The following is a 15,111-nucleotide window of genomic DNA, read 5'->3' on the forward strand; positions in this document are numbered from 1 at the left end:
TACTAGTAGGTTGCTCCATTGAATTTAGCCAGATGCACGGAATAATTTAGGTCATCATAAATTCCATAAGTTTTAATAATTCAAGGTTGGCAATAAATTGCTGGGAAATTTGGGGGAATTTTCACTCTTTTTTTAATATACCGCTAATAGCATTTAGCGGTATATGCTTTTTCTGTAGTTTATACCAGACATCGGTTAGAGCCGATTCCCAAATTTTGATGTTTTCGATCGAAAAGCCCACAGATCTAACCCGATTTTTGGGAGTGGAAAGGTAAGAGAATATTCAGGCGCAGGGTAAATTTAAACTAAATCTGCCAAAACATTAGTAGCCTGGGCCTGATATTTATGACGATTATCGTCGTAGCGATTGAGGGTGTTGAGATTGGCATGACGGCTCAAGCCTTGAGCGGCTCGAATATTACCGTCGCTGGCATCAAGGTAGGCGGTGATGGCACTGTGCCTGATTCGGTGAGGGGAGACTACCTTCTCGATCCCCGCTGATTCACTAAACTTTCGCACCATTCGATAAATAGTGCTGCCATCGAGTCTGTGCCCCTTGCTGCGGCGATCTAGACTAGTGAAAAGGGGATCTGACGATTCTCCGCAGGAGACGCTGCGCGAACGATAATCGTCTCTGACGGCCAACCATTGTGAGATCGCGATGGTGGTTGCTGATGATAAGTCGATCTGACTTTTTTGCATCTTCCCCTTACCCAAAATCGCTAATCTTCCAGATGCGCTAAAATCCCCCATATCCAGGCTACAGATTTCATTTCGACGCAAGGCATTGTCCCAAAGTAATCGCAAGATCGCATAATCTCTGATCCCTTTGACGGTGCTGCGATCTGGAATTTGCAGCATTTCCCTAAACCCTGCTACCTCAATCCCCGTAGTGTCGCCATAACTCTCTACTTTTAGACAGGCGACATCGGCCAGATTGAAGCTACACTGCTCTACGGTACGTGCGTAATCAACGAAGGATTTTAGAGCTGAGAGCCTTACGTTAATCGTGCTGGGGGCTAGCTTGGCTTCAATCAGCAGTTGTCGGTATTGTAGGGCTTGATAGACGGCTTCGGGCTGATATAGGGACAGAAACTGGCTCAAAAGCTGCTCTGATGCTTCGCTATTATAGGTACGGCGACAAAAATCGGCGATTGCTTTGCTGTAGTTTCTCTGAGTATTGGCAGAAATTTTCAGGCGCAGGAACTCAGCCAGAAGTTCTGAGGAAGACCGAGTGACTTCGGGTAAGTTAGGTACTGGAATGGTTTTGGAGACTGGCGATCGCATGGAATTCATAGGCAAGTTAGAGAGCGACTTTACTTGCTACAGATACTGGCATTTTAGCGCAAAATAAGCACACGACAAATTAGTTTATCGCGTTCCAATTTTCCACTTGATGCTCTCTCAAGTCGCACGGTGTCACGATCGAAATTAAGAACGCGACAATGTTTTTTTATCTAACCACCAGAGCTGCAAACAAACGCCTGGACTCATATTCACGTTATGCAAGATTCTCAAACGTGAAATTACGAGATCGATTGAAAGCGTCCATCCCTTGTCACTAAACCTAATAACAGATTTACCCAGACTGGCAAGAATGGCTGGAACAAGGTGAATTATTAAGCACCGCGACAAATTTGCCAGCAATGGTATAGATAGTCCTCGCCTTTCTATACCAAACATTCCTGAGAATTTGCTGAGAGGAGCATAAAAAATATAAATCTAAAAATTCAGGAAACTATAAGTCTCATTTCAGGTGTGACTCAAACCTTGTTGCGATTATATAAGTAATCGCTCTTAGACCTTTTATAAACCAACACCAGGATAAATAACATGAAACTCACTTCCCTTCTAGCCACCACGATCGTTATTAGTGGCACAGCAGTCTCGATAACTTCTTTACCAGCATTCAATCCTAATTCTTTCCAGGCATCCGCTCAAAGCATGAGTGAAAGCAAAAGTGAAAGCCAAGGTAAAATCGACCAAATTCTGGCTATCAAAGGTAAGCCTGGAAGTGGGGATTTACTCCGCAAGTTGTACCCAAAAGATCTCAGCCCCATTGGCATTCAAGTAGGTGGGGCGGGTATGGTAGTCAACCTATATAGTAAAAAGGACAACACGACACTTTCACTATGTACGACTTATGATGTAGTTGTCGCTGCAAAAAAAGGTCGGATTGCTAAGTTCAAACCTAGTGAGGTCAAATAATACAATCTTCTTCGATCGAATTAGGAGCATACGCTCTTTGCAACGAGATCTGCCGATCGAACTCGCGATCGCGACAACTTAAAGCTTTACCTACTCTCTCAAGTAAGACAAGATGATTTGTCTTGCTTGAGAACTATTGCTTGCAATCTGATGATAGAGTAATGTATCCTTCTTTTCTAATCAATGTGAAGTTAGATCTACTCCTGAAATGAGAGTAACTAAATCAACGATGAATACAATATTCAATCCCATTCTCAGGGCGGTCGCTGCTGGGATTTTTTGCAGTTTAGTCACAATTCCGATTACATTGATATTTCGATTAGTACGATCTCCGCAAAAATAAGATCCTTAATTTATACACTGCTATTTCTTATCAAATTCTCAGGAAACTATCAAGACAGACTCAGGGAAGAGCCTCATAGTAGTAGTCAAGTCAAACAACTAAGAGGTTAACCCTTATGAAACGCTTCGCGCTTGTCGGTTTATCAATCCTTTGTCTATCTTTAGCTGCAACTACATCTGTCAAAGCAGAAACACGTATGGAGACTCTGGCAATGTCCACAGCAACAATCGTCAATAATCCTGTTGTCAAAACAAGAATCACCCCATTTGCATTAGTTTCTCTTGCTTATCAAGGTGAGTATCGGACGCAAGGCATCCCTGGATTTGGTTCGTTTCAGTCTGCTGTTTCTAATAAAAAAATTACAGCCAAAGATTTAGTCAAAGCAGCGATCGATGCCAATCAATTAACTCCAGAGACTCAATCCGATCGCGCTTATCTCAATGCGCTCGAACTGCAACTATCGTTTGCAGATAGCTAATCGATCGATGTCTTGTCAAATTCTCCGCAACTACTCAATATTATCTCAGGCAAGAGCCTGACGATCGTAATTAAGTCAAACAACTAGAAGGTTAACACTTATGAAACGCTTTGTACTTATTGGTTTATCAATCCTTTGTCTATCTTTAGCTACCACTACATCTGTCAAAGCAGGCACTCGAACCGAACAGATCGCCATGTCAGCACCAACAGCAACAGTAACTTCGATCGACAATACACAAATCACCCCGTCTGTATTGTCAATCCGGACAGGAACCAGAACTGGAGTTATTGCGATGTCCACAGCAAAGATCGATAACGCACCTGCTAACACAAAACTCACTCCGTTTGGATTAGTTTCTTTAGCTTATCAAGGTGAGTATCGGATGCAGGGCGTTCCAGGATTTGGTTCGTTTAAATCTGGTGTTTCTAGCAAAACAATTACTGCTACAGATCTAGTTAAAGCTGCAATTATCTCAAATCAATTATCGCCAGATACTCAAACCGATCGGGTTTATCTCAATGCTGTAGATCTACAATTGTTAAACACACGACAATAATCGAGTGCGATATGAATTGTGGTTTATCGCAAACAGATAAAGGGCTAGAATATTTTTCGCGTATTTTGGATCGATCGAGGTATTCTAGCCAAGTTACAATTAGTTATTGGGTGTCAACGATCGGTATCAACCCGAACGCGATAGTCTCCAGCTCATCCTATGGCAATATGGAGCGATCGGTTTGAATCTTACATTTATCGATTTTCAGGCAATACTCGATAATTTTATCTACCTCAACTCGTGCATCTTATGAAATTATTACCTTGATAAAAGATCTGCATAAATTGTAAAATGAGTATCGAATTTGGGCGAGAAATTTGTGGCAAGCTCAGTAATGCCGAAACACGAGAATGGCTAGTCACCAATGGAATTGGTGGTTTTGCCTCCGGTACTGTTGCTGGACTGCTCGCCCGTCGCTATCATGGCTTACTCGTCGCCGCATTACAGCCGCCCTTGGGTCGAACTTTATTACTCGCCAAACTGGATGAAACAGTCGGATATGACAATCTTACTTATGCTCTCCACACCAATCGGTGGGCAGATGGTAGTGTGGAGCCGCACGGATATCGCCAGATTGAAAGCTTTAAATTAGAAGGCACCATCCCCACTTGGCAGTTCGCTTGTGCGGATGCTTTGTTAGAAAAACGGATCTGGATGCGGTACGGAGCCAACACCACCTACGTTCGCTATACATTAAGCCGCGCCACGCAACCGCTAACCCTCACGCTCAAAGCTTTAGTCAATTACCGCGACTATCATGGTATTACTCAGAGTAACAACTGGCAAATGAATGTCGAGCAAATCGAAGGCGGCATTAAAATCGCTGCCGACGATCGCGCTACACCGTTATATTTATCGATCGATACAGGCATTGCCACACCCGCCCATAATTGGCACTACGGTTTCGATCTAGCCGTAGAACGATATCGCGGTTTGAGCGATCGCGAAGACCACTTCCACGCCGCCACCTTTGAAGTTACACTCAATCCTGGTGAATCGATCGTTTTTGTCGCTAGCACCGAACCACAGCCTCATCTAGATGGGTTACAAGCACTTAAATCTTACCAAGATCGAGAACACAAGCTCCTAAACCTCTGGAAACAGGAGCGACCCAAAACCACCAACCACAAACAAGATTGCCATGCTTGGATCGAACGATTGGTATTAGCCGCAGACCAATTTATCGTCAATCGATCGGTTCCTGGCATACCCAATGGTAAAACTATCATCGCGGGTTATCCCTGGTTTGGCGATTGGGGACGCGATACGATGATTAGTCTACCTGGATTGACGATCGCGATGGGAAGACCGGAAATTGCACGTTCTATTTTACTTACCTTTGCTAAATATGTAGATCGGGGAATGCTGCCCAATCGCTTTCCCGATGCAGGTGAAGTGCCGGAGTACAATACCGTCGATGCGACGCTGTGGTATTTTGAAGCAATTCGGAGTTACTACGATGCCACCGCTGACGATGAATTGTTAGAAGAACTCTTTCCCGTGCTGGCAGAGATTATCGATTGGCATTGTCGGGGGACTCGTTACAATACTCATCTCGATGCTGGCGATGGGTTACTATATGCCGGAGAAGCGGGCGTACAATTGACGTGGATGGATGCCAAAGTCGGCGATTGGGTAGTGACACCGCGCATTGGTAAACCGATCGAAATTAATGCCCTCTGGTACTGTGCCTTGCGATCTATAGCCAAGTTTGCGCGTCAGCTTGGTAAACCCGCTCGCGAATATGATGTACTTGCAGATCGAACTTTAATTAAATTCTCCCGCTTCTGGAACGCTGAGACTGGCTATTGTTATGATGTCCTCGATAGTCCCGATGGCGATGATGCCTCACTGCGTCCGAATCAAATCTTTGCCGTGTCGTTACCTGGAATGGGCGCAAAAGGTTATGCACCACTACTTACGCCCGATCGACAACGTGGGGTTGTGGATACTTGCAGCCGATCGTTGTTAACTTCACACGGCCTGCGTTCTCTGGCTCCCAACCATCCTCAATATCAGGGGCATTATGGTGGAAACCAATTACAACGCGACGGAGCCTATCATCAGGGTACGACTTGGGGCTGGTTGTTGGGTTCGTTTGTGTTGGCACATTATCAGGTATATGGCGATCGAACTCAGGCAAGACAATTTCTCGAACCGATGGCTCATCACTTGCTGGCACACGGTTTGGGCACTTGTAGCGAGATCTTCGATGGCGATGCGCCGATGAATCCACGGGGTTGTATCGCTCAGGCTTGGACTGTTGCTGAAGTTTTACGCGCTTGGGTGGCGATCGATCGATAACCCAATGTCGAGCACGAGCAGAATTGGGTTTACCACTGGCGTTCATCCCTTTCCTGCTTCGATCTCGTCCAAAGTTCAATTCAGATCGCTCGACAATTTCTCAGGATTTTCTCAGCAAACTCTCACCACAACTTTAGCAAAAGATCGCTGTTCTCTCAGGAGAGTTATCTACACTAACTTCATCGAGTTAGGAAAACCAAACATGAAAATATCTAAAGTTTTAACCAATAGTTTATTCGCAGGTTTAACCATTTTACATTTGAGTATTGCTGGGATTGCCCAAGCCGATCCCAATGCTGGGCATGGAAAAGCTTATGTTCCCATGATGGATGCAAAATTTCCCACGATGTCAGCAAAATATGGGATGGGTGTCACCCCTTTTAACTTAGTCTTTTTAGCTTTTCAGGGTTTCTTTGCTAGCGAAGGAATTCCCTCTGCGGCAGGTCTCGAACAAGCTTATCGAAATGGGACGGTAAAACCAGAAACATTAGTTAAAGCCGCGATCGCGATGAATCGACTGCCAGCTAGTTCGATCGATGACAAAACCTATTTGGATAGAGTTAAATCGCAGTTGGATGACTTGACTCGCAACAATTAATGCGATCTGGAGGTTTGAACTTCAGTTGTTATATTTTTCAATTACTACCGATCGTCTCTAGTCAAATACTAGAGGCGATCGGGAGAATTTATTAAAAATCCATCTACACTTGCATCGTTTCATCAAATTCTCATTTTACTCTCAGGAACGGCTCAGGACTGACTCAGATCGATCGAGTACGATCGTTGAGTAGATGAAAACCTAATTAATCAACTTATCGCTGGTGTGGCGATTTCAATTGCCGTACCAGCCTTTTCCTAGAGAGATAAGGCACACAACAATGACGATCGCGCTAACACAAGAAGAAATTAGGCTACAGGAAGCACATAACCGTACAGCTCATTGGCGACGCTGGGGGCCATATTTGAGCGATCGCCAGTGGGGGACGGTGCGAGAAGATTATAGTCGCTATGGTTCGGCTTGGGACTATTTTACTCACGACCAAGCGCGATCGCGAGCGTATCGCTGGGGCGAAGATGGCTTGTTGGGGATTTCGGACAATCATCAGCGGTTGTGTTTGGCAATTGCTTTATGGAATGGTGAAGATCCGATTCTTAAAGAGCGATTATTTGGGTTGACGGGGAATGAGGGCAATCATGGGGAAGATGTCAAGGAATATTACTTTTATCTTGACAACACGCCGATGCATTCATACATGAAGGCGTTGTATAAATATCCCCATCAAGCATTTCCTTACGATCGATTAGTTGCCGAAAATCGTCAGCGCACGCGGCAAGATCCAGAGTTTGAACTATTAGATACGGGGATATTTGATGACGATCGATATTTTGATGTCTTTGTCGAATATGCCAAAGCTGGTGCTGAAGATGTGCTGATGCAAGTTACGGTCATCAATCGCGGATCTGAAGCTCGATCGCTCCATCTACTGCCAACGCTGTGGTTTCGCAATACCTGGTCGTGGCATGGAGATGAAGAGAGTAAACCAACGCTCCAAGCAATTCAGACGAGCGACGATCTGAATATTATTGAAGCAAATCATCCAACATTAGGGAAATATTGGCTATATGCTCGTGGTAATGGCAAACTGTTATTTACAGAAAATGAGACTAATAACGAACGCATATTTAGTAATCCAAATGCTGCGCCTTATGTCAAAGACAGCATTAATGATTATATTATTAATGGAAATAAACAGGCTGTAAATCCAGATCGTATCGGCACGAAATCTGCGATTCATTATGTGCTATCGATCGAGCCTGGAGCCACCCAAACGATTCAGTTGCGCCTTAGCGATGTCCCAAATTTAAAGGAACCGTTGGGTGATGATTTTAATGCAACTTTCGCACTTCGCAAACAAGAAGCAGACGCATTTTATCACCGAGTTACACCATTTTCCCTGAGTGAAGACATGCGAAATGTGCAGCGTCAGGCATTTGCGGGGATGTTATGGTGCAAGCAGTATTACCACTATATCGTCGAAGATTGGCTCAAGGGGGATGCTAGCGAACCGAAGCCACCCGCAGAACGCAAACAAGGCAGAAATCAGGAGTGGTTTCATCTGTATACCGATGATATTCTGTCGATGTGCGACAAGTGGGAATATCCGTGGTTTGCGGCTTGGGATTTAGCGTTTCATTGTATAACTTTAGCGACGATCGATCCCGACTTTGCCAAGTATCAATTGGATATCTTGACCCGCGAATGGTATATGCACCCCAATGGACAAATTCCGGCTTATGAATGGGCATTTGGCGATGTTAATCCCCCCGTTCATGCTTGGGCGACTTGGCGCGTTTATCAGATCGAGCAGCAAATGTATGGGAAATCCGATTCCCAATTTCTAGAGCGCGTTTTCCAAAAACTAATGCTCAATTTTACCTGGTGGGTGAATCGCAAAGATATTCGCGGCAATAATGTCTTTCAAGGCGGATTTTTGGGGCTAGATAATATTGGCGTATTCGATCGCAGTAACGAATTGCCGACGGGTGGATACATCGACCAATCTGATGGCACCAGTTGGATGGGGATGTATTGTTTGAACATGCTCGAAATTGCTTTAGAGCTAGCAAAAATTAATCCAGTTTATGAAGATATTGCGAGCAAGTTCTTTGAACACTATTTATATATTGCCAATGCCATGAACCACATTGGTGAAATGGAAGCATCATTGTGGAATGAGTCAGATGGTTTTTATTATGATGTGCTGCATTTGCCCGACCATCGCCAAATTGAAATGAAAGTGCGATCGCTAGTGGGATTAATACCGCTGTTTGCGGTGGGAACTTTGGAACCGGAAACAATTAAAGCTTTGCCCAGCTTTAAGAAGCGGATGGAATGGTTTATCAGAAATCGTCACGATCTGCGGCGTAATGTTGCTTGTATGGAAACCCCTGGCAGAGGAGCTAGACGATTACTGGCGATCGTTTACAAGGAGAAATTGCAACGCATTTTACAAAAAATGTTGGATGAATCCGAATTCTTTAGCGATTATGGCATTCGGGCAATTTCTCGCCACCATGCCGAACATCCCTACCATTTTCAGACTAATGGCATGGATTTTTATGTCAATTACGAGCCAGCCGAATCGACGAGTGGGTTATTTGGCGGGAATTCTAATTGGCGCGGCCCCGTCTGGTTCCCAGTCAATTTTCTCCTGATTGAATCGCTCCAAAAGTTTCATCATTATTTTGGTGACGATCTCAAAGTTGAATGCCCGACGGGTTCGGGGCAAATGCTGACATTGGCAGAAGTGGCGATCGAATTATCCCGACGACTGACGCAAATTTTCTTGAGAAATTCCGCTGGAAATCGGCCTGTTTATGGTGGGGCTGAGAAGTTTCAAACAGATCCACATTGGCGCGATTTAATCCTGTTCTATGAATATTTTCATGGGGATAATGGAGCCGGAATTGGTGCCAGTCATCAAACGGGCTGGACGGGACTTGTAGCGCAGTTGATTCAACAATTGGGCGAACGTGACATGGCCGATCGACAGCCAGATCTAGAGTCAGAAATTCACTTGAAATCGATCGATTAAATCGTAAATCTTAGCAACAAATATTGGTGGTAATCATGTTAAATATACCAACTACGCAGATGAATTCATTGCAATTATTACCAACATACGGACAATCAGCTTGGCTGGATTATATTCGTCGCAGTTCGATTACTAGTGGCGAACTCCAACAGATGGTAACAGCAGGGGAGATTTGGGGCGTGACCTCAAATCCAGCGATTTTCGAGAAGGCGATCGCGGGCAGTACGGATTATGATGATGCCATCCAAGCATTAGAAACCGAACACGATCGAGATGCAATTGACCTCTACGAGCAACTGGCGATCGCCGATATCCAAGCCACCGCCGATATTCTCGCCCCGATTTACGCCAAAACCGATCGCCGCGATGGTTATGTCAGTCTCGAAGTCGCTCCTTACCTAGCCAACGATACGGAGCAAACACTCCAGGAAGCGCGGCGGCTGTGGCAAGCGGTCGATCGACCCAATCTGATGGTTAAAGTTCCGGCTACCGACGCGGGGATACTGGCGATCGAGCAACTGATAAGCGAAGGAATTAACGTCAATGTCACCTTATTATTTTCCCAAGCAGCTTACGATCGGGTTGCCACCGCTTATATATCAGGCTTGGAGAAGTATGCCGATGCGGGGGGCGATGTCAGCCGAGTTGCTAGTGTGGCTAGTTTCTTTATCAGCCGCATCGACACGGCGATCGATAATCTCATTACCGAGCAACTTAAAACCACTACCGATCGAAAACAGCAAGATCTGCTCGCATCATTGTCGGGACGGGTGGCGATCGCCAATGCCAAACTTGCTTATGAATACTATCAAAACCTCTGTCAGAGCGGGCGGTGGCAGCGACTCGCCGCATATGGGGCGCAATCGCAACGGTTGCTATGGGCGAGTACGGGTACGAAAAATCCCCACCAAAGCGAGGTTTTATATGTCGAGGAGTTGATCGGTGCCGATACGGTCGATACCATTCCACCAGCGACTCTGGCTGCTTTTCGCGATCGAGGTACAGCTAGTGCCACGCTCACTAAAGATGTCCAAATCGCTCGTGAAGTGCTGTCGAATCTCGCTCTAGTCGGAATTTCCCTCTCTGATGTGACAGATCGATTGCTGCAAGAGGGATTGCAATTATTTAGCGATGCCTTCGATCGATTATTGGGTGCGGTGGAGCAGAAACGGCAAGCAGTCTTGAGTAAAGTGAAATGACGATCTTAGCTGGTGATATTGGCGGTACAAATACCCGTCTGGCATTGTTTGAATCGAATGGAGGTACGCTCGATCCGATTCTCGTTCCGAGAGGCTTTGCCAACGAGTCAGCCACCTTTCCGAGCGGCAATTATCCCAATCTAGAGGCGATCGTTAGTAAATTTCGATCGATTCATTCCCAGCCGATAACTCATGCCTGTTTTGGGATTGCGGGGCCAGTCAAACACGGTCGCTGTCAGGCAACCAATCTACCGTGGGTCGTCGATGCCCAGGTTTTAGCTACTAGCTTAGATCTAGCCACCGTGGGTTTAATTAATGACCTCGAAGCCAACGCTCTGGGCATTGCCGTCCTCCAACCCACCGACTTTGTAACTCTCAATTCTGGCGAACCCGATGCTGATGGCAATGCCGCACTCATTTCGGCGGGCACGGGTTTAGGCGAAGCGGGGCTGTACTGGGATGGTCGAGCATATCGATCGATCGCCTCCGAAGGCGGTCATGCTGATTTTGCGCCTCGCGACGAGCTGGAAATCGATTTATTACGTTATTTAATGGCTCAATTCGGTCGGGTCAGTTGGGAACGAGTCCTCTCTGGGTCAGGATTGTACAACATCTACAAATTCTTGCGCGATACCGGACGGGGAACGGAACCAGATTGGCTCTCAGCCGAAATCCAGCACCAAAATCCCCCCAGTGTCATTACTCAAGCCGCTTTAGCCAGAGAGTCTATCCTGTGTGAATTAACACTAGATCTATTTATTTCCATCTACGGTGCGGAGGCTGGCAACCTGGCACTCACCATGAAAGCAACGGGAGGAGTATTTATCGGCGGTGGGATCGCCCCCAAAATCATCGAACAAATTAACGGTTCGACGACGTTTATGGATGCCTTTACTGCTAAAGGTCGGATGGCATCACTTCTCAAAGCAATGCCAGTACGGGTGATTCTCAATGACAAAACGGCTCTTTTGGGTGCAGCAGTTGCGGCAAGTAATCGATCGCATAGCGTCTTTTAATAACCCAATCTCGTTATAACTTCAGCGGTTTTAACCGCTGGTAATATTTCAGTCTGCGTAGGCGGACTTTGCATCATTAGCAAAGACATTGCGTAGGGTGGGCACTGCCCACCATCTAGGGTTTAGGCAATCTCTATCTAATAAATGTTTGCACATAGCTTCTAACTAAATAGCCGAATTTAAGACTTCAATCGATCGAACAAAATCTATCAAATCGGAGACAACACATGACAGCACGAGTAAAAGAAATCCTCAGTTGGTATGGTAGCGACAATCCTGGCACCCTGACCAACCTGGCTCGCTTACTAAATCACGGGAAACTTGCTGGCACCGGAAAATTAGTGATTTTGCCTGTAGATCAGGGCTTTGAACATGGCCCCGCCCGCAGTTTTGCAGCAAATCCGGCGGCTTATCATCCCCATTATCACTTTGAATTAGCGATCGCGGCAGGATGCAATGCTTATGCGGCTCCCCTCGGTTTTCTCGAAGCCGGAGCCAGAAACTTTGCCGGACAAATTCCGTTAATTCTCAAAGTCAACGACCATGACGTGTTGGTCGATGAGCCAGACCCATTCCAGGCATTGACTGGCAGCGTCCAGGATGCTCTCCGGCTGGGCTGTGTGGGCATTGGTTTTACGATCTATCCTGGTTCTACGCATCGCTTAGAAATGTACGGTCAAATCCGTGCCTACGCTGAAGAAGCCAAACGGCATGGGTTAGCCGTAATTATTTGGTCTTATCCACGCGGATCGAGCTTGAGTAAAGCAGGCGAAACCGCGATTGATGTAACCGCTTATGCCGCCCATATTGCCGCCCAATTGGGTGCCCATATCATCAAAGTCAAACTGCCCAGCGAGCAGATCGAACAGGATGCAGCGCGGAAAGTTTACGAGCAACAGCAAGTACCGATTCATACTTTGGCAGAGCGCGTCCGGCATGTGGTGCAATGTACCTTTGGCGGCAATCGGATGGTGATTTTCTCTGGCGGTGCGACCGAAACCGACGAGAAGCTGCTGGAACAGATTCAGGCGATCGCGGATGGTGGCGGATTTGGCTCGATTATTGGGCGCAACTCCTTCCAACGCTCTCAACCTGATGCGTTGAAATTACTAGACACCATTATGGGGATTTATGGCAACGCCTGAGACGCGATTCGATCGAGATCGTATTCCTAAAAATACCAGCGACTGCCGCAATTAACCAATCTCTTCATTCAACAATAGAGACAACAAATGAAAGTTACTCAACTCAAAAGCGAAGGTAGCGAAAATGCTCGATTTCGGTGGATTACTGTCACAGGTGCGGAAGAACTAATAGATGATGGTCTAGATATCATTCAAGGCTTGAGCCAAAGTCAAAAGACCCTGCCTTCTCGCTACCTTTATGACGATCTCGGTTCGGAATTATTCGAGCAAATTACCGATTTACCCGAATATTATCCCACCCGCACCGAGCAGTCGATTATCGAGAAATATGCCACCGAAATTACGCGATTTACAGGTGCGTGTGAATTAGTGGAATTAGGCAGCGGTAGTTCTCGTAAAACTCGCATTTTATTGGATGCTTACACTCAGCTAAATCGCCAGTTACATTACTATCCGATCGATGTCAGTGCGGGCATTCTCAAGGCAACAGCATTAGCATTACTCGATCGCTATCCCCACCTTCAATTGTGTGGGATTGCGGGAACTTACGAGCAAGCATTAGCACAGTTACCCCCAGCAGAATTAGAAAATCGACTGCTGATTTTCTTGGGTAGCACCTTGGGCAATCTCACCGACGAGCAGCGGAGCAGTTTCTTGAACCAAATCAAACAAGCACTTCAGCCTGGAGAATTTTTCTTATTGGGTGTCGATTTACAAAAACCGATCGAGACGATCGAAGCTGCCTATAATGACGATAGAGGTGTGACTGCTAAGTTTAATCTGAATATTCTCAGTCATCTCAATCATCGCTTTGATGGTAACTTCGATCTCAATCTCTTCAAGCATTTGGCTTTTTACGACTGCAAACAACACCGGATTGAAATGCACTTACGCAGCCTAGTAACTCAAACTGTTTTTCTAAAAGCATTAAATTACCAATTCACCATTAATGCTAACGAAACAATCCACACAGAAATTTCGCACAAGTTTCAATTACCAACTCTGGTCGATATTCTAGCAACTCACGCTTTTAAGCCGCTCCAAATCTGGACGGATTCACAGGATTGGTTTGGATTGCTGCTATGTCAACGTCAATGTACGGGGGAGGATTGTCCTTGAATTCCAGAACAATCTATCTTTCTTCACGATCGACATCAATATCAAATCAAAATCGTTAACAATAATGACTCTAAATATTTACTTTCTCCGCCACGGACAAACAGCCTCCAGTCGTGGCAATCTATTTTGTGGATCGATCGATCCATCTCTAACTCCCGACGGTGAAGAAATGGCACAATTGTTTGCAGCAGCTTATGCCAACAAACCTTGGGAGGCGATTTATTGTAGTCCTAAAGAACGGGCAATGTTAACAGCCGAACCTTTGGCAAATAAGCTAAATATGGAGGTACATTTGCGCGATGGATTGCAAGAGATTAATTATGGTGCCTGGGAAGGCAAGGATGTGGATACAGTTAATGCCGAGTATCACGATGACTATTTGCGGTGGTTGGCAGATCCGGGCTGGAATCCACCCACAGGCGGCGAAACAGCAATGGCGATCGCGGCTCGCGCGCTAGCGGTAGTTGAAGAAATCAGTCAAAAACATTCCACAGGCAATGTTTTAGTCGTATCGCATAAAGCAACAATTCGGATCTTGTTATGCAGCCTGCTCGGTATCGATGCGGGGCGATTTCGGTATCGATTGGGAATGCCTGTCTGTGGTGTGAGTATTGTCGAATTTGGCAAACATGGCCCACTATTAAAAGTACTTGCAGATCGATCGCATTTGACCGATCGATTGCGCGATCTCCCAGGAACTTGACATACTCGTACTGCTAGATAAGTTGAAAATTCCTCTATTTCTGGGACTCCCATATCTTTGGGATGACGCTTGCTATGAAATAAAATGTATCGAACGATCCACTACACGTATGTTTCTTCTGTAAGGTAGGAGTAATGCTTAAGACGGATTATGTCTCTAACTTGCTCTAGCAGTTTCTTAGGGAGATTTTACATAATGTTTCAATATGTTGAAAAATGCAGCAGATCCACCTTGAATAGGATGATAGGCAGAAACATTCTGCTTCTATATGGAGAATATGCTGAATTTTTCAGTCGATCTACCCGAATTTGGGTGGATAGGTGGAAAGTTTCCGCCTAATAATAGTTCTGCCGCTCGCGTTTCGGGTGATGACAGTGATTTGAGGCTTACTAGTGAGATGGATAAAAAAGCACCTACCGAGATTCTGAAGATCTAGTAGGT

13 protein-coding genes and 1 pseudogene are annotated in these 15,111 nt (G+C 45.6%); 12 read left to right on the forward strand and 2 right to left on the reverse strand.

Annotated elements, in window-relative coordinates:
* Window positions 1-300: 300 nt before the first annotated feature.
* Window positions 301-1,296 carry a tyrosine-type recombinase/integrase gene (locus CHA6605_RS29485; protein ID WP_232432341.1) on the reverse strand — a complete coding sequence of 332 codons (996 nt, stop codon included), beginning with the start codon at window positions 1,294-1,296 and terminating at the stop codon, window positions 301-303.
* A 537-nt stretch (window positions 1,297-1,833) separates the two neighbouring features.
* On the opposite strand from CHA6605_RS29485, the gene CHA6605_RS29490 reads away from it, so the two are divergent.
* The 11 genes from CHA6605_RS29490 to CHA6605_RS29540 all read left to right on the forward strand — a co-directional run bounded on the left by CHA6605_RS29490 (window position 1,834) and on the right by CHA6605_RS29540 (window position 14,670).
* Window positions 1,834-2,208: a hypothetical protein gene (locus CHA6605_RS29490; RefSeq protein WP_015328829.1), complete on the forward strand. Its 375-nt coding sequence runs from the start codon at window positions 1,834-1,836 to the stop codon at window positions 2,206-2,208.
* Between the two features lie 458 nt (window positions 2,209-2,666).
* Entirely contained in the window at window positions 2,667-3,029 is a 363-nt protein-coding gene (locus CHA6605_RS29495) for a hypothetical protein (RefSeq protein ID WP_015328830.1), read from the forward strand.
* 100 nt (window positions 3,030-3,129) lie between these two features.
* Complete coding sequence (locus CHA6605_RS32240; protein WP_015328831.1) at window positions 3,130-3,588, forward strand: hypothetical protein; 459 nt, start codon at window positions 3,130-3,132, stop codon at window positions 3,586-3,588.
* A 291-nt stretch (window positions 3,589-3,879) separates the two neighbouring features.
* Window positions 3,880-5,892 carry an amylo-alpha-1,6-glucosidase gene (locus tag CHA6605_RS29505; protein WP_015328832.1) on the forward strand — a complete coding sequence of 671 codons (2,013 nt, stop codon included), beginning with the start codon at window positions 3,880-3,882 and terminating at the stop codon, window positions 5,890-5,892.
* Window positions 5,893-6,094: 202 nt separating this feature from the next.
* Complete coding sequence (locus tag CHA6605_RS32245; RefSeq protein ID WP_015328833.1) at window positions 6,095-6,490, forward strand: hypothetical protein; 396 nt, start codon at window positions 6,095-6,097, stop codon at window positions 6,488-6,490.
* Window positions 6,491-6,770: 280 nt separating this feature from the next.
* Window positions 6,771-9,488: an MGH1-like glycoside hydrolase domain-containing protein gene (locus CHA6605_RS29515; protein WP_015328834.1), complete on the forward strand. Its 2,718-nt coding sequence runs from the start codon at window positions 6,771-6,773 to the stop codon at window positions 9,486-9,488.
* A 35-nt stretch (window positions 9,489-9,523) separates the two neighbouring features.
* Window positions 9,524-10,687 carry a transaldolase gene (tal, locus tag CHA6605_RS29520; RefSeq protein ID WP_015328835.1) on the forward strand — a complete coding sequence of 388 codons (1,164 nt, stop codon included), beginning with the start codon at window positions 9,524-9,526 and terminating at the stop codon, window positions 10,685-10,687.
* The gene (glk, locus tag CHA6605_RS29525) at window positions 10,684-11,703 is read left to right on the forward strand and encodes a glucokinase (RefSeq protein ID WP_015328836.1); all 1,020 of its coding nucleotides are present in this window, start codon (window positions 10,684-10,686) and stop codon (window positions 11,701-11,703) included. Before tal ends, glk begins: the two co-directional genes overlap by 4 nt.
* A 227-nt stretch (window positions 11,704-11,930) precedes the next feature.
* On the forward strand, window positions 11,931-12,848 hold the full coding sequence (locus tag CHA6605_RS29530) for a class I fructose-bisphosphate aldolase (protein WP_015328837.1): 918 nt from the start codon (window positions 11,931-11,933) through the stop codon (window positions 12,846-12,848).
* An 87-nt stretch (window positions 12,849-12,935) separates the two neighbouring features.
* A complete protein-coding gene (egtD, locus tag CHA6605_RS29535) occupies window positions 12,936-13,967 on the forward strand; it encodes an L-histidine N(alpha)-methyltransferase (RefSeq protein WP_015328838.1) in 1,032 nt (343 codons plus the stop codon).
* A 64-nt stretch (window positions 13,968-14,031) separates the two neighbouring features.
* Window positions 14,032-14,670 (forward strand): histidine phosphatase family protein, encoded by a 639-nt coding sequence (locus tag CHA6605_RS29540; RefSeq protein WP_015328839.1) that lies wholly within the window; start codon window positions 14,032-14,034, stop codon window positions 14,668-14,670.
* An 8-nt stretch (window positions 14,671-14,678) separates the two neighbouring features.
* On the opposite strand, the pseudogene CHA6605_RS37440 reads toward CHA6605_RS29540, so the two are convergent.
* A pseudogene (locus CHA6605_RS37440) lies at window positions 14,679-14,843 on the reverse strand (phage integrase N-terminal SAM-like domain-containing protein); the annotation flags it as partial.
* Between the two features lie 104 nt (window positions 14,844-14,947).
* On the opposite strand from CHA6605_RS37440, the gene CHA6605_RS35975 reads away from it, so the two are divergent.
* Window positions 14,948-15,106 carry a hypothetical protein gene (locus CHA6605_RS35975; RefSeq protein WP_157260283.1) on the forward strand — a complete coding sequence of 53 codons (159 nt, stop codon included), beginning with the start codon at window positions 14,948-14,950 and terminating at the stop codon, window positions 15,104-15,106.
* Window positions 15,107-15,111 lie beyond the last annotated feature (5 nt).

It is taken from the genome of Chamaesiphon minutus PCC 6605, from assembly GCF_000317145.1.
In the GTDB taxonomy this organism is placed as follows: domain Bacteria; phylum Cyanobacteriota; class Cyanobacteriia; order Cyanobacteriales; family Chamaesiphonaceae; genus Chamaesiphon; species Chamaesiphon minutus.